Source organism: Pseudomonas sp. MF09156 (assembly GCF_059862305.1).
Window position 1 is genome coordinate 31,066 of sequence record NZ_JCBCUR010000013.1, and the last position, 25,555, is coordinate 56,620.

A 25,555-nucleotide genomic window follows, 5' to 3' on the forward strand; every position below is an offset into this window, starting at 1 on the left:
TCGAACCGATTGATCTTTATCAGCGATAATTCAGCTTAAGCGTCTGTAGGAACGTGCTGTTACAATGCCTGCCTCTGTGAAATCTGAAATCAGGAGCACACGGTGCCCGTCGTTTTCGTCGCTGCTTCCAAGCTGCCTACCCCTTTTGCCACGTTTACCATGCATGGCTTTCTTGAAAAAGCCTCCGGGCGCGAGCATGTCGTGCTCAGCCTGGGCGATGTGGCCGATGGCGCCCCGGTCCTGGGCCGCGTGCACTCCGAATGCCTGACCGGTGACGCACTGTTCAGCCAGCGCTGCGACTGCGGTTCGCAACTGGAAGCCGCCTTGCAAGCCATCGCCCGTGAGGGCCGTGGCGTGCTGCTGTATCTGCGCCAGGAAGGCCGGGGCATTGGTTTGCTGAACAAGATCCGCGCCTACGAACTGCAAGACGGCGGCGCCGACACCGTAGAAGCCAATGAGCGCCTGGGCTTTGCCGCCGATCAGCGCGACTACGGCATCTGCCTGCCGATGCTCGAACACCTGGGCATCCAGTCCCTGCGCCTGATGACCAACAACCCGCGCAAGGTCAACGCCTTGACCGAGATGGGCATCACCGTTGCCGAGCGCGTGCCGCTGCACACCGGGCATAACCCGCACAACAAACTCTACCTGGCGACCAAAGCCAGCAAGCTCGACCATATGATGGGCAACGAGCATCAGGGCGAGGTCGACCGGGCGTGACGCGCGGCCAGGTCAAGCGGCGGCTGTCCTTCAGTTGGTGGCAGTACCTGGCGCTGGCGTTGCTGCCGTTGTTCGTGATCAACCTGGTGTTTGGTCAGGGCGAGCCGCTGTTGCCAGTGTTGGCGATGCCGTTCTTTATCGCCGGCGTTGCCTCGATGTTTGCCAGCCTGCGTTACTTCCATGGCTATAAACATGCGCTGATTGCCACCTCCAAGGCCCTGGATACACCTGAAGAGCCCGCCGCCTGGATCACCCTCGCGGCTCGTCGACGCACGGCGCTGCTGGTCGCGGCGTTCCCGGCCTGGATCGGTGCGCTGGCCGTGTTCGTCGGCCTGGAGGCAGTGCCGCTGTTTCTCCTGGCCTTGTCGACCCTGGTGCTGTTCTACCTCTATCGCATCCCGCGTCAGCTCGGTTGATGCGCTTGTGGCTGGCGGTTCTGCTGCTGGCCGCCAGCGCGTCGGCGGCGGCGGTCGAGCGGGTGGTCAGCCTCGCACCGTCCCTATCTGAAATCGTCGTTGAGCTGGGTGCGAGCGATCTGCTGGTGGGCGTGCTCGACGGCGGCGAACGGCCTGACGCGCTGCGCAATGTGCCCTCGGTGGGCCGTTATGGGCAGTTGGATCTGGAGCGGCTGCTCAGCCTGCAGCCTGACTTGTTGCTGCTCTGGCCCGGCAGCGTCGGCCCCGCCCAGCGCGAGCAGCTCAAGCGCTTGAACATCCCGATCTACGTCGCCGAACCCCATAGCCTTGAACAACTGAGCAGCCAGGTCGAAGCCATCGCCCAACAGTTGGGCCGCGCCGAAGCCGGTCGCCAACTGGCCGACCGCTTGCGTCAACGCTTGGCCGAGTTGCGCCAGCGTTATCAGCGTAGCGAGCCGTTGCGCGTGTTCTACCAGGTCTGGAACCAACCGCTGTACACCGTGGGCGGTGGGCAGATCATCAGCGATGCGCTTAGCGTATGTGGCGCGCGCAATGTGTTTGACGACCTCAAGTTGCCAGCCCCGCAGGTCAATATCGAGTCGGTGTTGCAGCGTGATCCCCAGGTGATCCTGGCGGCGGATCAAGCGCAACTGGACGACTGGAAGGCCTGGCCCCAGGTGGCGGCGGTGGTCCAGGGGCGCTTGCTGATCGTGCCGGATAAAGGGCTGGAGCGGCCCAGTGGGCAGATGGTGGAGGCGGTGGCGAGGTTGTGTCAGGTGATTGCGCCGAACCGCTAAGACCGCTATCGCAGGCAAGCGAGCTCCCACATTTGACTGTATTCACACATCAAAAGGTGGGAGCTCGGCAGTGCAGAATATTTTGGCCACACCACAGAACAAATGTGGGAGCTGGCTTGCCTGCAATGGCGTCGGCCCGGACAACCTCAGAGCTGCGGCGTCCACGTCACCCCAAGCATCCACGTCCGGCCTTCTTCGCGGTACGGCTGGTTGTTCGCGAAGTTCGGATCGTCATAGCTGTACCACGCCCGTGTATAGCGGCGATCCAACAGGTTATCGACCTTCAGCGACAGCGCCACTTCCCGATTCAGCGCCCAGCCGCTGCGCAATCCCACCAGGTAATAGCCCGCTAGCCGGTTCTGGTTGTCTTCGGCGTCGTAGCTGCTGCTGATGGCCTGCCAACTGGCGCCCAGGCTCAATTGGTCGAACTGCCGATCCAGGTCCAGGTTCAGGGTGCGCCGGGCACGACGGGCCAGGGTGTGGCCGCTGTTGCGGTCGCGCGGGTCGATGATCGACAGGCCGAGGTTGCCTTGCCAGCCGAAGAACTCCTGCTTGAGGGCGGCTTCGAAGCCGTTGATGCGGGCGGTGGCGACATTTTGTGGCTTGCTGCTGGCGTCGAGGATGATCGCGTCTTTTAAGTCGGTGCGGTACAGCGAGGCTTCCAGGCGTGTGCTGTCACTGAGCTGGCTGCGCCATTGCAGTTCATAGCTTTTCGATGTCTCTGGCTGCAGGTTCGGATTGCTGTACTGGGTGTCGGGGTAGTACAGGTCATTGAAAGTCGGTGCGCGAAACCCTTCGCTGTAACTCAGCAATACGTCGTTATCGCTGTTGACTGGCAAGGTCAGGGTGCCGCTCCAGCTGTTCTGCCCGCCAAATTGCTGGTTCTGGTCGCGGCGCAGCCCCAGTTCGGTGGAAAACCACTCGCCCTTGAAACGATGCTGGATAAATGCGGCACGGTTCCAGCGGCTGTTTTCGCTGAACGTGGTGCTGCCGTGAAAGCGGTCTTCATACCAATCACCGCCCAGAATCAGGCTGTTCTGCTGGTCGAGCGTCAGGTCGTTCTGCCAGTTGATCGAGTCGCGATAGGTGTTGAACACACTGAAGTCAGTGCTGAGCTTGTCGCGCTTGGTGTCGCGGTTTTCGCTGTGGCCCAGCTCTACACGGGTCTGCCAGGCCTCGTTGAGTTGGGCGTCGATGTAAGCGCTGGCGCTGCTGACGGTGTAGTCGGTATAGGGCTTTTGGCCGACACTTTGCCCCGTGGCGAAATCATAGCGTCCAAAGCTGTTGTCATATTCCGACTTGCCCCGGCTATCCAGCAGGTTAAAACCCACCTCCAGCTCATCGCTGAACTCATGGCTAAGGTTCAAGCTCAGCGACTTATTGCGATAGGCATCATGGTCGCGGTCGCTGGGGAAGGAGGCGTGGCTCCAGTCGATACCGGCGGTGTCATCCAGGCTCGCGCCCAGGTTGAAGCGCGTGCGTTGATCACCGCCCGACAGGCCCAGGCTGCGCTCCCAGGTGTTGTTGCTGCCAAAGCCCAACTTCAGGCGCGGTTGCAGGCCTGGTCCGGCATTGCGTCGGGTAAATATCTGGATCACCCCGCCAATCGCGTCACTGCCGTAAATCACCGAGCGCGATCCGCGCAGCACTTCCACCCGTTCAATCTGGTCGACATTCAAGTATTGCAGGCCACTGTCGCCAGAGGTGGCATTGGCGATCCGCTGGCCATCCACCAGCACCAGGCTTTGCGCCGACTTTGTGCCGCGTATGAAGATCCCCGGCAAGCTGCCCCGGCCACCGGTCCGCGCCACTTGTACACCGGGCACGCGGCTGAGCAGGTCGGTCACGCTGGAGGGTTGCAGGCGGTCGATATCGTCGCGAGTGAATACGGTGTTGGCGGCGCTGCTGTCATTGCGCGCCTGCACCTGGCGGTTGGCGCTGATGACCACATCGGGGAGCTTCAGGGCGGCGTCGCGGGTGTCGGCGAGCAGCTCTGGAGTGGGTAGGAGCAGGAGTGGCAGGGCAAGTCGAAGGTGTTTCATGGGCCGTCCATGGGTTCCAAGGCAATACAAAACAAATGTGGGAGCTGGCTTGCCTGCGATGCAGACACCTCGGTCTTTCAGATAGACCGGGGTGATGCTATCGCAGGCCAGCCAGCTCCCACAATTTGATCCGGTTTACAGGCCGAGCAAGGCCATGCGCTGGCGAACCGCAGCCTCGATCCCCGCTTCATCCAGCCCGCACTCAGCCAGCATCTGCGCCGGCTTGGCGTGCTCCACATAAATGTCCGGCAAACCCAGGTGCAGCACCGACTTGAGGATATTCTCCCGCGCCAGGAACTCACTGACTGCCGCACCGGCGCCGCCCATGATGGCGTTTTCTTCAACCGTTACCAGCAATTGATGGCTGCCGGCAATCTCGCGCACCAGGGCTTCATCCAGGGGTTTGACGAAGCGCATGTCGATCACGGTGGCGTCGATTTTTTCCGCCACTTTCAGGGCTTCGGCCAGTTGCACGCCGAATACCAGGAACGCAGTCTGGCTGCCCTGGCGCCGCACGATGCCCTTGCCGATCTCGATCGGCTCCAGGTCTTTCTCGATCAGCGCATTCGGGCCGTTGCCACGGGGGTAGCGTACCGCTGCGGGGCCGTTGTACAGGTGGCCGGTGCTGAGCATCTTGCGCAGCTCGTTCTCGTCGCTTGGGGTCATCACCAGCATGCCGGGGATGCAGCGCAAGTACGACAGATCAAAGCTGCCGGCGTGGGTCGGGCCGTCTTCGCCCACCAAGCCGGCGCGGTCGATGGCGAACAGCACGTCGAGGTTCTGCACCGCCACATCGTGGACAAGCTGGTCATAACCGCGTTGCAGGAACGTGGAGTAGATCGCCACCACGGGCTTGGCGCCTTCGCAGGCCATGCCAGCGGCAAAGGTCACTGCGTGTTGCTCGGCAATCGCCACGTCGAAGTAGCGCAGCGGGAAACGCTCGCTGAACGCCACCAGGTCGGAGCCTTCCTTCATCGCCGGGGTAATGCCCACCAGACGCGGATCAGCGGCGGCCATGTCGCACAGCCATTCGCCAAACACACCGGAATACTTCGGCCCACTGGCCTTTTTCGGCGCCGCCACGGGCGCGTCCAGCGGTTCGAGCTTGGTGATGGCGTGGTAGCCAATCGGGTCGACTTCCGCCGGGGCGAAGCCTTTGCCTTTCTTGGTGACGATATGCAGGAACTGCGGGCCCTTGAGGTCGCGCATATTGCGCAGGGTAGCGATCAGGGTCGGCAGGTCGTGGCCGTCGATAGGGCCGATATAGTTCCAGCCCAGCTCTTCGAACAGGGTGCCGGGGACCAGCATGCCCTTGGCGTATTCTTCGGTACGGCGGGCAATTTCCCAGGCGCCGGGCAGGCGGGACAGCACTTTTTTGCTGCCCTCGCGCATGCTGGCGTAGGTGCGGCTGGACAGGATCTTCGCCAGGTAATTGGACAAACCACCGACATTGCGCGAGATCGACATGTCGTTGTCGTTGAGGATCACCAGCATGTTGGCGTCCACTTCCGGCGCATGGTTCAGCGCTTCAAACGCCATGCCGGCTGTCAGTGCGCCATCACCGATCACGGCAATCGCCTTGCGATCGCTGTTTTGCAGACGGGCGGCAATCGCCATGCCCAGGGCTGCGCTGATCGAGGTGCTGGAGTGGCCGACGCCAAAGGTGTCGTATTCGCTCTCGGAGCGGCGCGGGAAGGCGGCGATGCCGTCCTTCTGGCGCAAGGTGGCCATGCGCTCGCGGCGTCCGGTGAGGATTTTGTGCGGATACGCCTGGTGGCCCACGTCCCACACCAGCCGGTCGTCCGGGGTGTCGAATACGTAATGCAACGCGATGGTCAGCTCGATGACGCCAAGGCCAGCACCAAAATGCCCACCGGTCTGGCCGACCGTGTAGAGCAATTCCAGGCGCAACTCATCGGCCAGGGTTTCCAGCTCGGCTTCACCCAGGCGGCGCAGGCCGGCCGGCGTGTTAGCACGGTCCAGCAGAGGCGTGGTCGGGCGCTTGCGGGGAATCTCTTGAAACGTCGTGGGCATCAGGCGAATCGTTATAGGTATAGAAGAGGCGGCAGTTTACCTCAAGCATCGCAAACTGCCCACGCAGAGCACCGAACTTGGCCGATATGCGGCGGTAAAGGCCGCTGTAATCAGTGGCGGCGTTCGACGATATACCGCGCCAGGTCACGCAGCGGCTCGGCTGCCGCGTCGAATGGTCGCAGGGCGGCCAGGGCCTGGTCGCACAGCTCCAGGGCATAGGCCTTGGCGGCTTCGAGACCCAGCAGTGACGGATAGGTCGGCTTGTCACGGGCAATATCGGCGCCCTGGCGCTTGCCGAGGGTCGCGGTATCGCTTTCTACGTCGAGAATATCGTCCTGCACCTGGAACGCCAGGCCGATGGCCCGGGCATAGGTCTGCAAGGCGGCCAACTGCGCCGCTTCGGCGCGGCCACTGGCCAGGGCGCCGAGGTGCACGGCAGCCTCGATCAGCGCACCGGTCTTGTGCCGGTGCATATATTCCAGGGCTTGCTGGTCCAGCTTGAGGCCCACCGACCCCAGGTCAATCGCCTGGCCCCCGACCATACCGGCCGGGCCCGCAGCGCTGGCCAACGCGGTGACCATACGCAGGCGGATCTCGGCATTCACGCCGCTCAGGCGCGGATCAAGCAAGGCGCTGAACGCCAGGCTTTGCAGGCCGTCACCCGCGAGGATCGCACAGGCTTCGTCAAAGGCTTTATGGGTGGTGGGCTGGCCGCGCCGCAGATCGTCATCGTCCATCGCCGGCAAATCGTCATGCACCAATGAATAGGCATGAATCAACTCCACCGCACACGCCGCGCCATTGGCTTGCGCGGCGTCCACGCCCAGCGCCTCGCAGGCCGCATAGGCGAGCAATGGCCGTACGCGCTTGCCGCCGTTCATCACGCTGTAGCGCATGGCCTCATACAACCTGGCCAGCTCCGGGCTGGGTGCCACAAACAGCGGTTCGAGCGCAGCATTGACCCGAGCCTGACTGCTGGCCTGATAAACGTCGATCATTGCGCTTGTTCCGCGTCGAAAGGTTCTTCGGCCAACTCCCCATCCCGTTCCAGCAATACCTGGACCTTCTGCTCCGCCTGCGCCAGGGCGCTCTGGCAGTCGCGGGTCAGGCCGATACCTTGCTCGAACGCCGTCAACGAGTCTTCCAGCGACAACTCGCCGTTCTCCAGACGCTCGACCAGGGTTTGCAGGTCGGCGAGGGATTGTTCGAAATCGAGTGCAACTTTTTTGCGGGCCATGGCGGCTATTCCGGTTGACGGTAAACGGGCGCGACACTAGCAGATAGGGGGTGGAGGGGCAAATGAGGGGCGTTTTGGCACGCCGGGGTTTTTCAGTCATACAGCCAAGGCTTCAGCTCCTAAGCAGCTCAATGAAATGGTCAGGAAGATGCTGGATGAGCATCAGGACGTGGCCCAACCCGGCGACTTCGAGCTCGATGACATCGTACTGCTGCGTGAAGCTAATGGTTTTGCCCAGCAATGGGTTGGCAGCATGACGCGGGAAATCCTGGCAGAAGAGCGCGTCCTGCAAAACAAATGGGGCGACCTGCTGAACTAGCCGATGCGCGCCGTGCCGGTTTCCACCAGACGTGCAAACTGGCACTGACCCTGGGCCTGTTCCAGGCTGCCCTCAAACGCCACCAGCCCTGCATGCACTTGCTGCAGGGCTTGGATCTGCGTCATCAACTCGAGTTTCTTTTGTGCTATCGCCTGGTTGGCGCGCTGCCAAGGCAGTTCATTGCCACGGTACCCGTGAAGAATCCCCTGCAACTCCTTGAGCTTGAAGCCCAACTGCTGCGCGCACTTGATAAACGTCAGCAGCTCAACGCTCTGCGCCGAATACACCCGATACCGCCCCTCGCGTTGCGGCTGCGGTAGCAAGCCGATGTCCTCGTAGTGACGAATCGCCTTGATCGTCGTGCCTGACAACTGCGCGGCTTTACCGATGTACATGCAGGTCCTTTCCTAAAAGAGTGTGCGGGCCTTCTTCAGCCACTTGTCGCGCTGCGCTGCAGTAGAGCCCAGCAGTGGGCCGAACATCAACGTCTTGATCGGCTTGATGCCACAAAACTCAAGGGTGGTCTTGCGCATTTGGTGCAGGCCGGGCATGCGGTAGAACCAGCGGTAATACCACGGTGGCGTATCCATGGTCACCAGCAGGTGGGCGGTGCGGCCCTTCAAGAGCTTGTCGGGGAACGCCTTGCCCTTGCGGTATTTGAAGGCGAAGCCGGCAAGGAAGATCCGATCGATAAACCCCTTCAACAACGCCGGAACACCGCCCCACCAGATGGGGAACACGAACGTCAGATGAGTAGCCCAGAGGATGTCGGATTGGGCGCCGAGCAAGTCGGGCTCCAGGGGTTGGGCCTGGTGATAGGCATGGTGCAGGATCGGGTCGAACGTCAGCTCGCCCAGGCGCAGGAGACGTACCTCATGCCCGGCGTTTCTGGCCGATTGCAGGTAGGTCTCGGCGAGGGCCGAGCAGAAGCTGGTGCTGGAGGAGTGGCCGAGGATGACCAGGATGCGCTGAACCACGGGAAAGCCCTTGGGGAAATGATCTTCAGCGTAGGGTCTGCCGTATAGGGGAGAGTCAAGGGCCCTACAAAAAAGCCTGCCGTGTAAGGCAGGCTTGGCGCTGTTGCCCACATCAGCCCGGGAGGCTGGAAAGTGGCGACAGAATATCGCTCCACACCTTGTCCCGCAGATGGGGCAGTTGGCTCTTCTCCAACTCGGTCAGCCCGTAGCCATCCGGGTTCTCCAGCACATCGAAGAATTTGACGATGCGGCAGTTGAAACGCGTGTCATCCAATCTTTCGTTAACGATGTAGATAGGCAGTGCTTTGACGTTGAACAGGCGAGTAACACCCAGGAATTTCCCGATGCTGAATTTGAGGGTGTAGGCCAGTTTTGAGTTACGGCTTTCGGGGTGATAACTGACGAAGTCGCCGAACGCGTAGATCACCAGCGCATCCTGCTTGCCAGGGCGCGGGATAAGTTCTGCGGGCTGGCTGACATGCGCATGGTTGCCAAGGATCGTGTCTACACCGCAGGCAATCACCTTGCGTGCGGCTTCCACGATATTGAGGTGGGGGTACATCTCGAACTCCCAGCCCCAGTGGCAGTAGGCGATGATCCAGTCCGCCCCCTTGGCTTTGGCGCGGGCGACCTGTTTTTCGATCAGTGAGTAGTCGGGCGCCGGGTTTACATCGTTGAAGCGCACCACGTTGGCCAGGTACGCCTTGTCAGGCGATGGGTCTCGGCCATTGAGGTCAAAGGTGTAGGCCAGCAAGGCAACCTTGATGCCGTTTTTTTCCACCACCACCACGTCATCCTGCTCGGCCTGGCTGGCGGCAGTGCCGGCATAGTAGGCGCCGGAGCGCTTCAGTACATCGAGGGTGGCGAGTACGCCTTGTTCATCCCAGTCCATGGCGTGGTTGGTCGCGGTACTGAAGAAGTTGATTTTCGCCTCGTCACGGAACTTGCGGAACATCGCCTCGGATGTATTCATCTGGGCCGGTTGCCCTTTGGCCTGATGGCGTCCCGGTTTTCTGTGGCAGTCAACGGTCGATTCCAGGTTGGCGCTGACGATGTCTGCGCTGCTGTAGAAATCCGTGATGTCGTCGAACAGGTGCGGGGTGTTTTCCGGGGTCAGGACATCGACCGCCAGCAGGTCTCCGGCACATGAAACCGAGACCGAACGCAAAGGCGGGTTGCCGAAGCCTGGATCTATCGGCGATTGATTCAGGTTGAAGAAGTTGAACGCCTGGGACTCAAACAGCTCCTCCAGCCCGGAGCCTTTCTCGGCCACTTCAAGTTGATTGAACCAGTAGCGGTAAAGCCATTTGAGTTTTTGGAAAGGCTTGCCCGAGATGTCGTACACCCCGGTTTCTGGCTGTGGGTAGTGGAATTGCTCATAAAAGATGTAGCTGGCCAGAAGTACCGCGAGTCGGGTCAGGGCGCGCAGGTCAATGTGCTTGAGAGCCGGCGGGATGATCCCGAACGGCGGGCCTTCGATGATTTCATCGAGGGTGATGCCGGCGCTCAACTTGGCAGGATCGGCCAGCACGGGCTGGATCGCGGCAAACACCTTTTGCGGGCCCTCCTGCGCCACCCAGCCGAACAGCAGTCGGGCGCACTCCTGCTCATCGGGGCTGAGCGTCTCGGTCATCTTCAGCTCGCCCGTGGCTACGCGGCTGAGTGTGGTGACGACCTCATCCTGATGCTGGTCGAGACGGGTCTGGACCTTTTGCATGACCTCTTTTAACGCTTGCACCAAATATGCACTCATCATGAACATCCTCTGTGGTTTGAGTGGGTACCCCACCGATAGTGGGCATTTTTGTCATTCAAGGCGCGTGGCAAGACCGCGCAGGGTCAGCGCAGTCACTTCTCGGGCTTGTTCCAGGACCCGGCGCTTCCAGAGTTCGGTGTCGATGTAGAAGGCATCGCGCAACTGGCGCTTGATCTGCACCCGTCGGGCTTGTGCCGTATCCGGATGGGCGTGCAGCCAGTGATCGGCACGTAGCGCTTCAAGTACCCGTGGCCCTGGCTGGGTGCCGTATTCCAGGGTCAAGCCGTTGTATTGCGCGTGCGGGCATTCCTCCATCACGGCCAGATCCAGGGTGCCATTGAGCATGGCCGACGAGGAGGTTCCGTCTGCGCTGGCCGTGACCTGCGCGCCCCACCAGCTTCGTGCCCGCGCAATATCGTTGGGGTGGTTGAGCCCTTTATAGATCCGCTCACCCACGCCACACGGGCCTAGCCCGGTGTGCACATCGATCCAGCCGATGCGCCGGCAGTGGTTGCCCAGGCGACGGATAATCTGGCGTAGTTGCAGGTTGCTCCAGGCGGGGGCCGCGCCTGCGTAAAACAGGCCTTCAGGGTGGCTGTGTTGGCCCCGGGTAATGGCTGACTGTAGGGCTTTGGTGCCATGTCGCAGCGCATATCCGGCCAGGCCCAACGTGCTGAGCAGGGTGGGTGGTTGCCGGCGGGGAAGCAGCAGCGGGGCGAGGGCGCGGTAGTCTGGGTTGTCGGGCAGCGGTTGGTTGAAGTCAATGAAGTTACGATTGAGGTCGATATTGTCTTCGTTGACCCGGCGTAGCCAGGAGAAGCCGTAGGGGTTGATCGCATGCAGGTACAGCACCGCCAGGTCCTGGCGCTGGCAGTGCTCCCCCCACTCGCGGTTGCGCAGGTGATCAACCTGTACGGCCGAGCCGCAGAAGCCTTCCACACCATGTACGCCGCTGCTCAGGACCAGCAGGTTGGTGGCCTTTGGTGAGCCGGCAAATACCACATCCAGGGCCAGTTCCTCGCCATCAATACCCGGTAGTGGGTGAGGATGAGATTGAGCCTCCAGACCCGCATTGGCACAGGCCTGGAGGAATTTTTGCCGAGCTTCGGCGTAGCTTTGTGAAAAGCAGGATAAGTCCATCGGGTGTTCCCTATTGGCAGTCGTGCTGGGCGCCGCGCGCAGCGCTCAAGGTGGTGGGCAATCACTGCGCGGTTTAGGCCGGGCTGGTGGCCTCAAAAGCTGCGCTGGGAGTGCTGGCAAGGAGTTCACGACGACTGCGCTCCGGGTCGATCAGTACCAGGCCCAGCAGGCTGAACACCAGCAGGGCAATGCCGAACAGGCCGATCGCCAGCTCGAAGCCGGTCACCAGGTCGCCGTTCTGCCAGCCAATGGCCTGGCCGACCAGCACTGGCGCGAGCATGCCGGCAGTGGTCAGCAGCGCAATATGGATCGCCAGCATGCTCCCGCGCTGGCGGGCCGGGGCGATGTGGGCAACGATGCTGAAACCGAAGGCCGACAGCAGGTTGAGGAGGATGCTGCCGAGCAGGAAAAACCCCAGGGTCACCGTCAGGCTGGTGCTGGTAAAACCCATCAGGATGTAGGTGACGGCGGCGACCAGGCACGCCAGCAGCGGCGGCACAACCATCGCCTTGCGCAGGCTGGCGCCGCGTTTCATCGCGCGTTGCGCCAGGCTGGAAACCAGCAAGTTGATAAAGATCACCCCCAGGGTGGTGGCCAGCACCAGGTACCCCGATTGCATCGGGGTCATGCCCAGGCCCCTTTGCAGGTAGGTGGGCAGCCAGCTGTAGAGCAAGGCATTGGGCAGGTAGCTGCAGAACGCGACCAGGGTAATGCAGACAAACGTGCGGTTGAGCAACAGGCGCTTGTAGGGCAGCGTGGGCAGCAGGTCGCCCTGGGTGTCCCGTGTATCGTCATGCTGGCCTTCACGGCCATAACGTTGCCACAGCAGCAGCCACACCAGGCCGACACCGGCCAGCAGCACATAGCCCGTGCGCCAGCCGTACTGCTCGATCAGCTTGGGCAGGGCGACCGCTCCGGCAATCGCGCCGAGCATGATTGCGACCTGGATCAGCGCTGCTGGCAGCACCCGCTCGCGGCTGGTGTACCACTTGAAGCAGGCGTGCTGGGTCACCGCCGTGCCCGGGCCGCAACCGGCACCGAGCAGGATGCGGCTGGCCAGCAGGGTGAAGAAACTGGTGGACAGGGCCGCGAGCAATTGGGCGGTCATCCATACCAGGGCCATGCCGGAAAGAATCCAGCGACTCGGCATATGGTTGGCGAGAAAACCCACCAGTACCCCAGAGATCGAATAAAGAAAAAAGAACGCGCTGCTGATAAAACCGAACTGTGCTGGCGTGAGCTTTAACTCATCAATGATCTGCGGGCCGGCGAAGGCAAAAATGGTCTTGTCCAGCACGCTGATAATCACCACTGTCATCAGCAGGGCAACGACGAGCGGGCGTCGGCTATCGGTAAATGAACTCATGGTTATGGCCTTGTTTTAAGGGGGACTGCTAGAAGCGAATACCGACACTGGCCTCTAACAGGCTTCGATCTGCCACCAGGTTGTAATCGCCGCCACCGGTGTTCAGGTAGCTGAGATCGAAGGTGTAAGTGTTTTTGTAATCACCCTTCACACCGAGTATTTGCGCGTAGCGGCCTTCGGAAAATACCCCGTCATAGGCGTGCCCCTCGATGTCATAGACGAGTGTCAGCGAAGGCGTCAGGTCCAGCCCGGGCAACACATTCCTGTAGTTGATTTCCCCTTTGATACGGGTACCCCAGGCAAACGGCGTGATAAATCCGTCATCCGCACATCTGGCCGCCGGGCCTGTGCACTTCGCCGCTTTGCCGTAGGGCGCACTGCCAAAACCGGGGCGTCCGTACCGGATCTGGTCGGTGTCGGGCAGGTCATGTACATATTTCAACCCGGCTTCTGCCGATAGCTTCATCGCACCGCCCAGCACTTGGCCAAAAGGGTGGCTGGCGCCGAGATTCAATTGGCTGACGTGGAAGCGGTCGTAGCCGCTTGCCAGGTAGCCCGTCGGGGTTTTGGACAGGTAGCCCATCGGCCCGCTGCCGGCGAGCAGCCCGGCAATAAAGTCAGCGCCGTTCCAGGCGATCGGTTGATTGGGGCGGTAACTGTATTCGGCATAAATCCCGGTGCCACCCGGTAGCCGTGTCTTGAAGTTGAGGGCGTACAGGCGAATGCGGGTTGGGTAGGCGCGTTGATAATAGGCCGCCACTCCAGTAGGTGTTGCCTGCCCCACGTTCGCGGCCGGTGGTGTCAGTACGCCGGGGCCGGTACGCATGACTTGTGTCAGCGCTTCCCGGCTGCTGTAGTCGGCGAAATACAAGCCGAACAACCCGACGTCCTTCCATAAATACTGCAGGCTGGCGCCGTATTGATTATTGCCTGGGCGATGGTCCGGGCCGCGGGCCACGTGATCCAAGGGGTTGTTGAGGGCCTGGCCGTCAGTGGTCGAGATCGGTCGGCCTGCTATCGCGCTCATCACGCTGCCGTTAAGGATAAATTGGTTGCAGCCGGGTTGGGCGTAGTCGCTGGTCGACAGAAATGTGCCACAGCCAGAGTAGGCACTGGGGCGCAATTCAAACTGATTGAACGCATCCACCGACAGGTTCTCGGTCAGGGCCAGCTTGGCGTACAGGGTCGGCATCGGCACGGTGCGGGCTTCGGCAATCGAGGTGGCGCGGCGTGCGGCGGCCCAGTCAAACGCGTTCACTGCCTGCAAGCCACCGCTGATGGTGGTGGGCGTGACCCAAGGGATCGCCTGGTCGCCCAGGCGCACCAGCAGATCATGCCCGGCGGGCTGGAAATTGCCGTAGACATAGGCGTCGTTGAACACCGCATTGGAGAAGCGCGCCAGGGAATCGAACCCCGAATCACTGAGTGGTTCTCCCGAGCGATAGCCGTTGGGGACGCTGCCATGCCCGACGTCCTGGTGTTTCTGGGTGTAGTCGTACCAACCCTTTGCGCTGACGAAAACCCCGAGGTTACGGTGGCTGAGGTCCGCTTGCAGGTAGGCTTCGGCCGACGTGGAAACCGCATCGCCGCGCTTGTAGTTGAGGTTGCCGTCGTTGAACAGGTTCATACCGTATTCGGCACTGGTCAGGCGGTGGCTCGGGTCGTCCATGCGTCGCACTGTGCCCAGGGCCAAGGCGCCTTTTACCTGCAGACGGGTGTCTTCATGTTGCCATTGCATGCCATTCCCCAGCCCTGACTTGAGGTCACTGAACACCAGTTCTCCTGCGGTGACTGGAGTGCCGATGCCAGCACTGAGCAAGGCCGTGGCCAACCCTGCCATCACAGGCTTGCCGGTGTTTCTTATTGTTGTTTTCACTGACTGATACCCTTGTTTTTTTCTTTGCGCAGCTCAGGTGTTTTTCAGTCTATCGTCGAAGCGGTCTCGGTAATAAGGCGAGTACCGACAGCGATAAAGCCAATATCGCCAGTAAAAATCCCGGGCAATTGACTGTTAAAAGCCAGGTGAAAAGGCGGTTCGACCCTGTTTTTAAAGGAGCATCACGCAGGCCGGGCGAGCGGTCGGGAGACAGCGTGAAAAGGCAGGGCTAATATCGCCAACAATAAATCCAATATCGCCAGGTAAGCCCATGAATGTCCGCGTCGATTTATTGCATGGCCCGCACAGTCTCACTGGCACGCTGTTTAGCGTGATCGACATGCTGCGCACCTTTAACAGCCTCTGGCAGTTGCGCAACCCGGAAAAGCGCGGCGCGTTTTTTCACTGGCGCCTGATCGATGCGGCGGGCAATGAGCTGCCGCTTCCCGACTGGCTGGCGCAAATGCGCCCGCCCAACGCCGGCCGCAAAACCCTGCGGCCCTCGCAGACAGCCCTGTTTGTTCCCGGCGTGCAGATGAAAAGCGTGCCGGACCTGAACCATGTTCTCGATCAATGCACCGCCGAGCTGAACTGCATCGCGCGTTACCACGCCCAAGGGCGCGTGATTGCTGCCAGCTTCAATGGCGCGGTGATGCTCGCGCGTGCAGGTGTCCTGGATGGCCGGCGCGCGACGGTCACCTGGATGATTGCCAATTGGTTCGCGTGCGCCTTTACGAAGGTGCAATTGGCGATGGAAGGCCCGGTGGTGGTCGACGGCCCGGTGTTCACCGCTGGAGCCCCGGCGGCGGTCTGCGATTTGATGGTGGAGTTGATCCGGCACTTCGCCGGCGAAGAAATGGCCCAGGTCGCGACCAATGGCCTGCTTTATCACCCGATGCGCTTTGAACACTCAAGCCTGAATTTCCCCGGCATCTCGGTAAAAACCCGCGACAGTGTGGTGTTCCGCGCCAAGCAGTGGCTGCAACAGCATATTCAGACGCCCTACAGCCTGGACGAGGTCGCCCAGGCCGCGACCGCCAGCCCGCGGACCTTGCTGCGTCACTTCAAAGAGGTGGAGGGCATGACCCCCCTGGATTACCTGCATCGCCTGCGGGTTGAGCGCGCCAAGCAGTTACTGGAAGTGACCCTGATCGACCTGACGGAAGTCATGGAGTACTGCGGTTATCAAGACGCCAGTGCATTTCGGCGCCTGTTTTTGCGCAGTACGGGGCTGACGCCTTCGGAGTATCGGCGGCGCTACACCATGCGCATCTCCAGTCGGCGCTGGCGGGCGGATGAAGCAGGGGAGGATTTGATTGAGGGGTTGGGGCTGGAGCGCCTGTGATGTTCGGCCTCAACTGCCCCGATGGGTCTGCCGATACTCGCCCGGCGGCACACCGGTGCGGCTCTTGAAGGTGCGGTGGAACGAGCGCGGCTCGGTGAAACCCAGGTATTGGGCGATGTCCTGGATCGGCAGGTCGCTGTGCAGCAGGTAGTGCTCGGCCAGTTCCTGGCGCAGGTCGTCGAGGATCTGCTGGTAGGACGTGCCGGCCTGCTGCAACTGGCGTTGCAGGGTGCGCACCGACATGGCGAACTGCTCGGCCACCTGTTCCTTGCGCGGCAGGCCTTCCTTGAGCAACTGGCGCAGGGCGTTTTTCACCCGCAGCGCCAGGGTTGAATCGTCCAGTGAGGCCATCAGGGCCAGGGCATGTTCTTCCAGGGTGCGCAGCAATTGCGCATCGGCCTGGCGCAGGGGCGTTTGCAGGTAGCTCAAGGGCGCCACCAGGGCCGAGCAGGGCTGTTCGAACAACACCGGGCAGCCGAAGAAGTCCTCGTATTGGCTTAGTTGTGCGCCGTCCGGCAGCGGATGTTCGAGCAACACCTGGCTTGGCGACAGCTCTGTGTCGGCGATCCAGCGGGCATACACCAGCCAGGATGCCAGGACGTTTTCCACCATGTGCCGGCGGATCTGCGGCTGCTGGTGGCGGCAGTTCCAGATCAGTCGCACCTGGTCATGGACCATTTCCGCGCGGCTGGTGCCCATGTCGCCCACCAGTTTTTCGAACGGCATGATGCGGTTCATCGCCTCGCCCAGGGTCGCGCAGTTCATGGTGATGTAGCCGAGCACGCTCCACGAGTTGGGCAACACGAAGCGCGCCGAATTGAGCCCGAACAGCAAGTCCCCGGAATGTTCGCAGAAGTACCCCAGCAGGCGCTCGTGGGCTTCCACGGGCAGGCGCAGGCTGTTGTCGTCCAGTTGGCCGACAGTGATCCCGGCCGCGTCCAGTGCGGGGGCGGTTGCCACGCCAAGCTGTTCGGCATGGCGCAGGTACTTCAGCAGAGGGGGGACGGAGGTAGAGCCGAGTGTCTGCATGATCGGGTTCCTTGCGGGGTGTTGCTGGCGGCAGTGCCTTGCGCGCGTCGATGGCAGGCAAGGTAATTTGAAATCGTGACTAAAGTAAATGCTCCCGTGGATACATCCGGTAATACAGCGATTGACCCAATTGGCTACTCCATCTGTCCCGATGCGACCGTGACAGCGCGCACCGGCTGTTTAGTATGGGGGCACTGAAAATCATAAGATCTGCTGGGAGAAACAGGCATGCGACGCTGGAACGGCTGGGGCGAAGAAACTACGCAGATGGAGATGCCCGCCCATGGGGCCGCGTTTCTGCGCGAGCGATTGGGCGACGGGCACACCCTGCCGGACGCCAGCCTGGAGCGCGCCCTGGCCGCGGTGCCCGCGTCGCGCCTGGCGCCCCATCCGCTTTACAGTATCGAGCCCCGGGATCGCCTGATGCATGCCCGCGGCCAGAGCCTGCCGGACTGGCTGGCCCTGCGTGAAGGTGCGCTGGGCCGGTACCCGGACGCCGTGGCCCTGCCGGAAACTGTCGAGCAGATCCGCCAGTTGCTGGCCCTGGCCGACAGTGCCGACCTGTGCCTGATTCCCTACGGCGGCGGCACCTCAGTGGCCGGGCATATCAACCCGCCGGCATCCACGCGCCCGGTGCTGACGGTGTCCCTGGCCCACATGAACCGCCTGCTCGACCTCGACGAACAAAGCCTGATCGCTACCTTTGGCCCCGGTGCCAGTGGGCCCCAGGTGGAGAGCCAGCTGCGTGCGAAAGGCTACACCCTGGGGCACTTCCCGCAGTCCTGGGAGCTGTCGACCCTGGGCGGCTGGGTGGCCAGCCGATCGAGTGGCCAGCAATCGCTGCGCTATGGGCGGATCGAGCAACTGTTCGCCGGCGGCACCCTGGAGACTTTCGCCGGGCCCCTGGAAATCCAGAGCTTCCCGGCCTCGGCCGCGGGCCCCGACCTGCGGGAGGTGGTGCTGGGCAGTGAAGGGCGTTTCGGCATCATCTCCAAGGTCAAGGTCCGGGTCAGCGCGTTGCCCGAGGACGAGCGCTTCTACGGCGTATTCCTGCCAGATTGGCCCAAGGCCCTGCAGGCGATCCGCCAACTGGTGCAGGCCCGAGTGCCGCTGTCGATGCTGCGCCTGTCCAATGCCATGGAAACCCAGACCCAACTGGCGCTGGCCGGCCATCCCAATCAAATCGCCTGGCTGGAACGCTACCTGGCACTGCGCGGGGCTGGCGAGGGCAAATGCCTGCTGACTTTCGGCGTCACCGGCAATCGTCGGCAGAATGCCTTGTCGTTGCGCCAGGCGCGCCAGCACCTCAAGGCTTTTGGCGGGGTGTTTACCGGCACCCTGCTGGGCAAAAAGTGGCAACAGAACCGCTTTCGCTTCCCCTACCTGCGGGAGAACCTCTGGAATGCCGGCTACGTGGTCGACACCCTGGAGACCGCGACCGACTGGTGCCATGTCGACGCCCTGCTGCACGCGATCGAGGCCAGCCTGCGCGACTGCCTGGCGGCCGAGGGCGAGCGCGTCCATGTGTTCACCCACCTGTCCCATGTCTATGGCGAAGGTTCGAGCATCTACACCAGCTATGTGTTCCGCCCGGCGGCGGACTACCCGGCCACCCTGGAGCGCTGGAAAGCCCTCAAACAGGTGGCCAGCCGCACCATCGTCGAAAACCACGGCACCATCAGCCATCAGCATGGTGTGGGCAAGGACCACGCGCCTTACCTGCCGAGGGAGAAGGGCGAATTGGCGATGGCTGCGCTGCACAGCCTGAGCCGGCATTTCGATCCGGCCGGGCGTCTGAACCCCGGCACCCTGCTGGAAGACTAGGCCCATGAGCGATGACTGGAATGCCCAATGGCGCGAGGCCGTGTTGCCGCAACTGGCGCGTGAACCCTGGGACTTGATTGTGATTGGCGGCGGCATCAGCGGCGCCGGGATCCTGCGCGAGGCGGCCCGGCGCGGTTGGCGCTGCCTGCTGCTGGAGCAACGGGATTTTGCCTGGGGCACCTCCAGCCGTTCTTCAAAAATGGTCCATGGCGGCCTGCGCTACATCGCCAAGGGCCAGTGGCGCCTGGCGCGCGATTCGGTACGCGAGCGCCAGCGCCTGATGGGCGAAGCACCGGGGTTGGTGGAACCCCTGAGTTTTTTGATGCCGCACTATCGTGGCGGGTTTCCCGGGCCGCGGGTGTTCGGCGGCTTGCTGCGGGTGTATGACGCCCTGGCCGGTTGCCGCAGCCGGCAGTTCCACCGGCCTGCACAACTGCGCTACTTGGCGCCGGGGCTGATGGAGCCGGGGCTGCTGGGGGCGTCGCAGTTTCGCGATGCGCTGACCGACGATGCCCGCCTGGTCATGCGCGTGTTGGCCGAGGCCCGCGCGGATGGCGCCTGGGCGCTCAATGGCCTACGGGTGCGCCAGTTGCTGCGCGAGGACGGGCGGGTGTGTGGGGTCGAGGTCGAAGACGCGCAAGGCGGCGCCGTTATGCAAGTGCGTTGCGCGGTGCTGGCGGTCGCCACCGGCGCCTGGGCTGAGCGCCTGCAACCGGGCGGCGGGCAGCGGCAGTTGCGGCCCTTGCGTGGCAGCCACTTGTTGTTGCCGGGCTGGCGCTTGCCGGTGGCCCATGCCTTCAGTTTTATGCATCGGCGCGACGGTCGCCCGGTGTTCGTCTTTCCCTGGGAAGGGGCCACCGTGGTGGGCACGACCGACCTGGATCATCGCGAGGACCTGGACCTCGAGGCGAGCATTACCCGTGAAGAACTCGACTACCTGCTGGAGGCTTGCGCCCAGCCCTTTCCCCAGGCCGAGGTGACGGCGGCGGACGTGCTGTGCACCTGGTCCGGGGTGCGCCCGGTGGTGGGCGCCGCCGATTCCCAGGCCAAACCCTCCAATGAAACCCGCGAGCATGTGCTGTGGCAGGAACCGGGCTGCGTGACCCTGGCGGGGGGCAAGCTGACCACCTTCAGGCCCCAGGCCATCGAGGTGCTGCGGGCCTGTGCCGGGATGCTCGGGAAGACCCTGGAGGATGACGGCGCGCCAGTGTTCCAGGCTGTGTCGCGGCAGGCGATCCCCGGGCTGAGCGATGCCGGCAGGCGGCGCCTGGCCGGGCGCCATGGCCGCGATCTGCCCCGCCTGGCCAGCCTGATACATAGCCTGGGCAGCGAGTGTGTCGGCGCCAGCGATACCCTGTGGGCAGAGCTGGCCTTTGCCGCCGAGGCCGAGATGGTCCTGCACCTGGACGACCTGTTGTTGCGGCGCACCCGTCTCGGCCTGCTCCTGCCCGGCGGCGCCGCCCACTACCTGCCAGACATCCGCCGGCTATGTCAGCCGCGCCTGGGCTGGGACGACGCGCGCTGGGAACAGGAACAGCAGCGCTACCTGCAACTCTGGCAACGCCATCACAGCGTCCCGTCCGCCTCGATCTGAAGAGCGCGTCATGAATAAAGAGAGCTTCGTGGATAACAATTCCCCCGACAAACACTATGTACTGGCGATCGACAACGGCACCCAGAGTGTCCGCGCGCTGTTGTTCGACCTGCAGGGCAACCTGCTGGGCAAAGGCAAGGTCGAGTTGCAGGCCTACTACTCCACGCAGCCTGGCTGGGCCGAGCAGGATCCGGATTACTACTGGCGCAAACTGGGCGAAGCCTGCCAGCAATTGTGGGCGCAGACCGGCATCGACCGCAGCCTGATCCGTGGCGTGTCCCTGACCACCCAGCGCGGCACCTTGATCAATGTCGATGCCCAGGGCCAGGCCTTGCGCCCGGCCATCCTTTGGCTCGACCAGCGCCAGTGCGAGCCGGAGGGCGGGATCAAGGGCCCCTGGGGCTGGCTGTTCAAGTTGATCGGCGCCGAGGCCACGGTGGACTACTTCCGCGCCCAGGCCGAGGCCAACTGGATCGCCCAGCATCAGCCGGATATCTGGGCCGCCACGGACAAGTTCCTGCTGCTCTCGGGCTTTCTCAGCCATCGCCTGACCGGGCGTTTTGTCGACTCGGTGGGGTGCTGCGTGGGCTACTTGCCCTTCGACTTCAAGCACCTGCGCTGGGCCGCGCCCCGGGACTGGAAATGGCAGGCCCTGGCGGTGCGTGCGCAGCAACTGCCGCGCCTGTACAAGCCAGGAGAAGAACTGGGCCGCATCACCGCCGAGGCCAGCCGCCATACCGGGATCCCCGAGGGTCTGCCACTGATTGCCGCCGGCTCCGACAAGGCCTGCGAGGTGCTCGGCTCCGGCGTGGTGGAGGCGACGACTGCGTGCCTGTCCTACGGCACCACGGCGACCATCACCACCACGCGCTCGCGCTACCTGGAGATAGTCCCGCTGATCCCGCCGTATCCGGCGGCAATCCCCGATCACTACAACTGCGAGGTGATGATCTATCGCGGCTACTGGATGGTCAGTTGGTTCAAGAACGAGTTCGGCATGCGGGAAATGCAGCAGGCCCGGGAGCAGGGCCTGGAGCCGGAGCAGTTGTTCGATGCGCTGGTCAACGCGGTGCCGCCCGGCTCCATGGGCCTGACCCTGCAACCCTACTGGTCGCCGGGCATCCGCGAGCCGGGTGTAGAGGCCAAGGGCGCGATGATCGGCTTTGGCGACGTGCACACCCGGGCCCATATCTACCGGGCGATCCTCGAGGGCCTGGCCTATGCCCTGCGCCAGGGCAAGGAGCGTATCGAGCGCCGTTCGAAACTGTCGATCAAGCGCTTGCGCGTGGCCGGTGGCGGTTCCCAGAGCGATGCGGCGATGCAACTGACCGCCGATATCTTCGGCCTGCCCGCCGAGCGCCCGCATGTCTACGAGGCCTCTGGACTGGGGGCGGCGATTGCCTGTGCGGTGGGGCTTGGGTTGTACGCGGACTTCGATACCGCCATCGCGGCCATGACTCGCACTGCCGAGGTGTTCATGCCCCAGCCCGAGGCGCAACAGATGTACGACCGCTTGTACCGTGAGGTCTACCTGCACATGTATCGCCAGCTCAAGCCGCTGTACCAGAGTATTCGCGAGATTACCGGCTACCCGGCGTAGACCCAGGCTGTATGGCGCTATTGGAGAGTCTTTTTGGCAAGATCGGACAGTGTCGGGGGGTACCCGGATTGTTAGGCTGAACGCATCTACAACAAGAGCGTAAAGCCATGAAGTTGCCGTCGTTGCTGCTGTGCCTGGGGCTGTGCAGTCTGTCGCCCTTGGCCGGTGCATGGTCCAATCACAGCGTGGGTAGCTACCTGGCCTTGCGGGATTTGCCCGCCTTGCGCGAGGCGCCCGAGGTGGCGGTCGAGTCCCTCGAGCAGTTTGTGTCCGAGCAGTATCCAGGCCTGGTGGCTTTGCTGGACGAGCAGGAGAACTTCGCCCGCAGCCACTTCCCCGACTATCCGCCGCGCCCCGACAACCTGCGCCTGGCGCCGCAACCTGGGGCCGATCTGCGCCGGGATTTGCTCATGGCCCTGCGGGTCAACCCGCAGATCCACCTGGCCCAGGTGATCCAGCCCATGCCCGGCGAGGACCTGGCGGGACGCCCGCAGCTCAAGGCCGCCGACGTGATGGTCGAGCAAACGCTTTCGCCGTGGAATCGCCAGCGCTTCATTCAACTGCAGCCGGGGCAGCAGGTCGCGCCACTGGCCGTGCTGGCGACCGCTGCGGACGAGCCGGACTACGGTCACGATATCAATCTGTTCAGCGATAACCCGGGGGCCGTCGGCGCGTTGTATGGCTTCGGCGTGCAGTCGTTTGGCGACGCGCGTTTCCAATACAGCTCCCAGGCGCCGTTCCATATGGGCTTCTTCCACGAGAGCGCGGTGGTCTACGTCGCGGCGCCCTTCCTGCTGCGCAACTGGCCGGACTGGCGGGCCTACCAGTACTTCGGCCTGGCGCGTTTTGCCTTTGCCAATGGCCATCCCTACTGGGGCTATCGCTTCCTGGGCTGGGGCATGCACTACCTGCAGGACCTGACCCAGCCGTATCACGCCACGACCCTGCCGGGCGATGACCTGACCAGCATGCTGCTGATGGAGGGCAAGGCCCTGGCTGGCTATGACAGTGACAAGCGGGCGGCGATCGAGCGTGTCGCCACGCGCCACAACGAGGTGGAGCGCTACCAGTTCGCCTGGCTGCGCCACCTGCTGCTGACGGGGGCGAGCAACCCGATGCTGACGGCCTATGCCGACGCCTCCCGGGACGCCGATTACCCGGCTTATTCGACCGATTACCTGCGCCAGGTAGTCAGCGCCGAGGCGGATGCCCAGGCGGTGGCGTTCGACGAGGCCATCGGCCAGTGGTTGGCGACGCCCGGGGCGACCCAGAGCTTCAGTGCGGGCAACCAATTGCCCGCCGAACGCTACGACCATGCCCAGCTCAACGAACAGTTGGTGCAGTTGCTGCGCCACTTTGGCGCCCACAGTCGCAACTACGTCAGGGCCGGCCTCGACCGCCCGGCGCCGTGACAACAGACATCGCAGTGCAATAACAACAAAAAAGTTGCAGGGGAGAGACGGCAATGAGCACCACAGTGCGCGCGCAAGGCTCGGGATCCGAGGGTAAATGGTCCATTAAATCCACGGGGGCGGGCGTCGGCCTGGTGGGCCTGCTGCAACTGTGCAGCGGCGGGACCGTGCAGGCCATGGAGTTCAGTGTGCTGGACAACCAGGTCACCGGCTCGTTCGACAGCACCCTGTCGTATGGGCGCTTGTGGCGGGTCCAGGGGCGTGACAAGGGCAACGATGACGTCAACACCAACGACGGCAATCGCAACTTCGATACCGGGCTGGTTTCCGAGGTGTACAAGATCACTTCGGAGCTGGAGGCCAACTATCAGAATTACGGGCTGTTCGTGCGTGGCACGGGGTTCTATGACACCCAGATCATGGACAAGCGCAACGACTACTACCGCAACAACAACCCGTCGCAACCCAGCCAGAGCCATCCCCAGGATGACCACTTCACCGACCAGACCCGCGACATCGCCGGTAGCCGCGTGGAGATCCTTGACTCCTATATCTATGGCAACTGGGACGTGGGCCAGATGCCTCTGACCGCGCGTCTGGGGCGCCAGGTGTTCAACTGGGGCGAGGGCATTTTCTATCGCGGCGGGGTCAACACCACCAACCCGGTGGACGCGGCCAAGTACCGGCTGCCGGGCGCCGAGGTCAAGGAAGTGCTGATGCCGGTGGAAGCCATCAGCTTCAATATCGGCTTGAGCGACAACCTGTCGATGGAGAGTTTCTACCAGTGGAACTGGAAGGAGACCCGCATCGATCCGGTCGGCACCTTCTATTCCCAGAGCGACCTGTTCGCCGATGGCGGCCGCACGGGCTACAACAACTTCACCGGCAGCGCTCTCGACACCCCGACGCCCATCGGCGGCAACGTCATCGGGTTATACGACGCCCTGGGCAACAACCCGATGCTCGGCGGCATGCTGCGCAGTACCGGGCTGTATGCCAACGGCATGACCCCGGCCTACGGCAACACCCTCAAGGTGGCGTCCATCGGCAAGGACTACAACGCGCGCAACGATGGCCAGTACGGCTTTGCCTTCCGCTACATCGCCGAGGAACTCAACAGCACCGAGTTCGGGCTGTACCTGGTCAACTACCACGCCAAGGAGCCGACCATTGCCGCTGACCTGGCGGGCTACAAAGGCATCGACATGGCAGCGCTGACCAGCATGCTGTCGTCGGTGGCCGGCAGCCAGGCGGCGGCCTTGGCCAATGGCCTGGCGACGGTGGACGTGATGGGCAATATCCAGGCGCACCGACGCTATGCCGAAGATATCCGCATGTACGGCTTCAGCTTCAACACCACCCTGGGCAAGGCCTCGGTGTTTGGTGAGCTGGCCTACCGGCCGAACCTGCCCATCGGCGTCGCCGCTACCAACGACCTGATCGGCGACCTGGCCAATGGTGCCGGCGCGGCGGCGGGCGGGCAGTACATCAATGTCGGCGGGCAGATGGTCAACCTCAACAGCCAGATCGACAACTCCGAGCGCGTCGAGGCCTTCAACACCTCCTTGGGCAGCATCTACAACTTCGGTCCGGGCCTGAGCTTCGACTCGCTGTTTGGCGTGTTCGAACTGGCCTCCGAGCACCTGCGTGGCAGCAGCCTGAAGTACCAGGCCTACGATGGCAGCACCCGCTACTACGCGGGCAGCGGCAACACCTCCTATGTGTCTGGTGGTGAGCGTGATGACCAGGTCAGCCGTGATTCCTACAGCTATACGGTGATGTTCAACGGTACCTGGAACGACGTGTACGCCGGGGTCAACCTGTCGCCCTACGTGGTCTACAAGGACGACTTCAAGGGCAACTCCTATCAGGCCGGCAACTACATCGAGGGACGCAAGGCCTACACCCTGGGGCTCAAGGCCAACTACCAGAACAAGCTGGAAGCCGAGCTGCAATACACCGAGTTCTTTGGTGGCGGCCAGAACAACGTGATCCGCGACCGCGACAACATCGGTTTCAACCTCAAGTACTTCCTGTAAGCCGCTGCCGTGCTGCGGCGCGAGGGCGGCTG

20 protein-coding genes and 1 pseudogene are annotated in these 25,555 nt (G+C 62.8%); 10 read left to right on the forward strand and 11 right to left on the reverse strand.

Annotation, left to right across the window (positions count from 1 at the left end; translation table 11 throughout):
* The first annotated feature begins 102 nt into the window (after nt 1–102).
* From ribA to AC19YY_RS22930, 3 genes are read left to right on the forward strand one after another with little or no spacing between them, the layout of a single operon-like run.
* Nucleotides 103–720, forward strand: a complete 618-nt coding sequence (gene ribA, locus AC19YY_RS22920; protein ID WP_169951320.1) for a GTP cyclohydrolase II — start codon at nt 103–105, stop codon at nt 718–720.
* Complete coding sequence (locus AC19YY_RS22925; protein WP_169951318.1) at nt 717–1,136, forward strand: nuclear FMR1 interacting 1 family protein; 420 nt, start codon at nt 717–719, stop codon at nt 1,134–1,136. Before ribA ends, AC19YY_RS22925 begins: the two co-directional genes overlap by 4 nt.
* A complete protein-coding gene (locus AC19YY_RS22930; protein ID WP_169951315.1) occupies nt 1,136–1,933 on the forward strand; it encodes a cobalamin-binding protein in 798 nt (265 codons plus the stop codon). The genes AC19YY_RS22925 and AC19YY_RS22930 overlap by 1 nt, the downstream gene beginning before the upstream one ends.
* Before the next feature lie 146 nt (nt 1,934–2,079).
* Here AC19YY_RS22930 and AC19YY_RS22935 read toward each other — a convergent pair whose 3' ends face one another.
* The 4 genes from AC19YY_RS22935 to AC19YY_RS22950 all read right to left on the reverse strand — a co-directional run bounded on the left by AC19YY_RS22935 (nt 2,080) and on the right by AC19YY_RS22950 (nt 7,246).
* Complete coding sequence (locus tag AC19YY_RS22935) at nt 2,080–3,975, reverse strand: TonB-dependent receptor domain-containing protein (RefSeq protein ID WP_432754676.1); 1,896 nt, start codon at nt 3,973–3,975, stop codon at nt 2,080–2,082.
* A gap of 135 nt (nt 3,976–4,110) precedes the next feature.
* Complete coding sequence (dxs, locus tag AC19YY_RS22940; RefSeq protein WP_170041652.1) at nt 4,111–6,009, reverse strand: 1-deoxy-D-xylulose-5-phosphate synthase; 1,899 nt, start codon at nt 6,007–6,009, stop codon at nt 4,111–4,113.
* 110 nt (nt 6,010–6,119) lie between these two features.
* Nucleotides 6,120–7,007, reverse strand: coding sequence for a (2E,6E)-farnesyl diphosphate synthase (gene ispA / locus AC19YY_RS22945; protein ID WP_169951308.1), 888 nt, complete (start codon nt 7,005–7,007; stop codon nt 6,120–6,122).
* Complete coding sequence (locus AC19YY_RS22950) at nt 7,004–7,246, reverse strand: exodeoxyribonuclease VII small subunit (RefSeq protein ID WP_029299452.1); 243 nt, start codon at nt 7,244–7,246, stop codon at nt 7,004–7,006. The genes ispA and AC19YY_RS22950 overlap by 4 nt, the downstream gene beginning before the upstream one ends.
* Before the next feature lie 148 nt (nt 7,247–7,394).
* On the opposite strand from AC19YY_RS22950, the gene AC19YY_RS22955 reads away from it, so the two are divergent.
* On the forward strand, nt 7,395–7,565 hold the full coding sequence (locus tag AC19YY_RS22955) for a hypothetical protein (protein ID WP_500604924.1): 171 nt from the start codon (nt 7,395–7,397) through the stop codon (nt 7,563–7,565).
* Here AC19YY_RS22955 and AC19YY_RS22960 read toward each other — a convergent pair.
* The 6 genes and pseudogenes from AC19YY_RS22960 to AC19YY_RS22985 all read right to left on the reverse strand — a co-directional run bounded on the left by AC19YY_RS22960 (nt 7,562) and on the right by AC19YY_RS22985 (nt 14,680).
* Nucleotides 7,562–7,960, reverse strand: coding sequence for a MerR family transcriptional regulator (locus AC19YY_RS22960; protein WP_169951303.1), 399 nt, complete (start codon nt 7,958–7,960; stop codon nt 7,562–7,564). The genes AC19YY_RS22955 and AC19YY_RS22960 overlap by 4 nt on opposite strands.
* Nucleotides 7,947–8,542 (reverse strand): annotated as a pseudogene (locus tag AC19YY_RS22965) (NAD(P)H-dependent oxidoreductase). Before AC19YY_RS22965 ends, AC19YY_RS22960 begins: the two are co-directional and overlap by 14 nt.
* 112 nt (nt 8,543–8,654) lie before the next feature.
* Complete coding sequence (locus AC19YY_RS22970; RefSeq protein WP_500604925.1) at nt 8,655–10,295, reverse strand: CapA family protein; 1,641 nt, start codon at nt 10,293–10,295, stop codon at nt 8,655–8,657.
* A 54-nt stretch (nt 10,296–10,349) separates the two neighbouring features.
* Complete coding sequence (locus AC19YY_RS22975) at nt 10,350–11,438, reverse strand: M14 family metallopeptidase (RefSeq protein ID WP_169951296.1); 1,089 nt, start codon at nt 11,436–11,438, stop codon at nt 10,350–10,352.
* 73 nt (nt 11,439–11,511) lie between these two features.
* Nucleotides 11,512–12,804 (reverse strand): MFS transporter, encoded by a 1,293-nt coding sequence (locus AC19YY_RS22980; RefSeq protein ID WP_500604926.1) that lies wholly within the window; start codon nt 12,802–12,804, stop codon nt 11,512–11,514.
* Nucleotides 12,805–12,832: 28 nt separating this feature from the next.
* Nucleotides 12,833–14,680, reverse strand: a complete 1,848-nt coding sequence (locus tag AC19YY_RS22985) for a DUF1302 domain-containing protein (protein WP_500604927.1) — start codon at nt 14,678–14,680, stop codon at nt 12,833–12,835.
* A 271-nt stretch (nt 14,681–14,951) separates the two neighbouring features.
* Between AC19YY_RS22985 and AC19YY_RS22990 the strand changes: the two genes are divergently transcribed.
* Nucleotides 14,952–16,025 (forward strand): GlxA family transcriptional regulator, encoded by a 1,074-nt coding sequence (locus tag AC19YY_RS22990; protein WP_500604928.1) that lies wholly within the window; start codon nt 14,952–14,954, stop codon nt 16,023–16,025.
* A gap of 9 nt (nt 16,026–16,034) precedes the next feature.
* Here the strand turns inward: AC19YY_RS22990 and gliR are convergent, their stop codons facing one another.
* The gene (gliR, locus tag AC19YY_RS22995; RefSeq protein ID WP_500604929.1) at nt 16,035–17,054 is read right to left on the reverse strand and encodes an AraC family transcriptional regulator GliR; all 1,020 of its coding nucleotides are present in this window, start codon (nt 17,052–17,054) and stop codon (nt 16,035–16,037) included.
* 228 nt (nt 17,055–17,282) lie between these two features.
* Between gliR and AC19YY_RS23000 the strand changes: the two genes are divergently transcribed.
* From AC19YY_RS23000 to AC19YY_RS23020, 5 genes are all read left to right on the forward strand, one after another.
* Complete coding sequence (locus tag AC19YY_RS23000; RefSeq protein ID WP_500604930.1) at nt 17,283–18,878, forward strand: FAD-binding oxidoreductase; 1,596 nt, start codon at nt 17,283–17,285, stop codon at nt 18,876–18,878.
* 4 nt (nt 18,879–18,882) lie between these two features.
* A complete protein-coding gene (locus AC19YY_RS23005) occupies nt 18,883–20,472 on the forward strand; it encodes a glycerol-3-phosphate dehydrogenase/oxidase (RefSeq protein ID WP_170058475.1) in 1,590 nt (529 codons plus the stop codon).
* Between the two features lie 10 nt (nt 20,473–20,482).
* Nucleotides 20,483–22,072, forward strand: coding sequence for an FGGY-family carbohydrate kinase (locus tag AC19YY_RS23010; protein ID WP_500604931.1), 1,590 nt, complete (start codon nt 20,483–20,485; stop codon nt 22,070–22,072).
* A gap of 107 nt (nt 22,073–22,179) precedes the next feature.
* On the forward strand, nt 22,180–23,484 hold the full coding sequence (locus AC19YY_RS23015; RefSeq protein ID WP_169951283.1) for a phospholipase: 1,305 nt from the start codon (nt 22,180–22,182) through the stop codon (nt 23,482–23,484).
* Nucleotides 23,485–23,537: 53 nt separating this feature from the next.
* Nucleotides 23,538–25,523, forward strand: coding sequence for a DUF1302 domain-containing protein (locus AC19YY_RS23020; protein WP_492633782.1), 1,986 nt, complete (start codon nt 23,538–23,540; stop codon nt 25,521–25,523).
* Nucleotides 25,524–25,555: the final 32 nt, after the last annotated feature.

Bases quoted from the DNA above. Each gene is read 5' to 3' on its own strand.
- AC19YY_RS23015 (WP_169951283.1), top strand. From the start codon at position 22,180: ATGAAGTTGCCGTCGTTGCTGCTGTGCCTGGGGCTGTGCAGTCTGTCG.
- AC19YY_RS23005 (WP_170058475.1), top strand. From the start codon at position 18,883: ATGAGCGATGACTGGAATGCCCAATGGCGCGAGGCCGTGTTGCCGCAA.
- AC19YY_RS22975 (WP_169951296.1), bottom strand. From the start codon at position 11,438: ATGGACTTATCCTGCTTTTCACAAAGCTACGCCGAAGCTCGGCAAAAA.
- AC19YY_RS22950 (WP_029299452.1), bottom strand. From the start codon at position 7,246: ATGGCCCGCAAAAAAGTTGCACTCGATTTCGAACAATCCCTCGCCGAC.
- ispA (WP_169951308.1), bottom strand. From the start codon at position 7,007: ATGATCGACGTTTATCAGGCCAGCAGTCAGGCTCGGGTCAATGCTGCG.
- AC19YY_RS23020 (WP_492633782.1), top strand. From the start codon at position 23,538: ATGAGCACCACAGTGCGCGCGCAAGGCTCGGGATCCGAGGGTAAATGG.
- AC19YY_RS22990 (WP_500604928.1), top strand. From the start codon at position 14,952: ATGAATGTCCGCGTCGATTTATTGCATGGCCCGCACAGTCTCACTGGC.
- AC19YY_RS22970 (WP_500604925.1), bottom strand. From the start codon at position 10,295: ATGAGTGCATATTTGGTGCAAGCGTTAAAAGAGGTCATGCAAAAGGTC.
- gliR (WP_500604929.1), bottom strand. From the start codon at position 17,054: ATGCAGACACTCGGCTCTACCTCCGTCCCCCCTCTGCTGAAGTACCTG.
- AC19YY_RS22935 (WP_432754676.1), bottom strand. From the start codon at position 3,975: ATGAAACACCTTCGACTTGCCCTGCCACTCCTGCTCCTACCCACTCCA.
- AC19YY_RS22930 (WP_169951315.1), top strand. From the start codon at position 1,136: ATGCGCTTGTGGCTGGCGGTTCTGCTGCTGGCCGCCAGCGCGTCGGCG.
- AC19YY_RS22955 (WP_500604924.1), top strand. From the start codon at position 7,395: ATGCTGGATGAGCATCAGGACGTGGCCCAACCCGGCGACTTCGAGCTC.
- AC19YY_RS22960 (WP_169951303.1), bottom strand. From the start codon at position 7,960: ATGTACATCGGTAAAGCCGCGCAGTTGTCAGGCACGACGATCAAGGCG.
- AC19YY_RS23000 (WP_500604930.1), top strand. From the start codon at position 17,283: ATGCGACGCTGGAACGGCTGGGGCGAAGAAACTACGCAGATGGAGATG.
- dxs (WP_170041652.1), bottom strand. From the start codon at position 6,009: ATGCCCACGACGTTTCAAGAGATTCCCCGCAAGCGCCCGACCACGCCT.
- AC19YY_RS22980 (WP_500604926.1), bottom strand. From the start codon at position 12,804: ATGAGTTCATTTACCGATAGCCGACGCCCGCTCGTCGTTGCCCTGCTG.
- AC19YY_RS23010 (WP_500604931.1), top strand. From the start codon at position 20,483: ATGAATAAAGAGAGCTTCGTGGATAACAATTCCCCCGACAAACACTAT.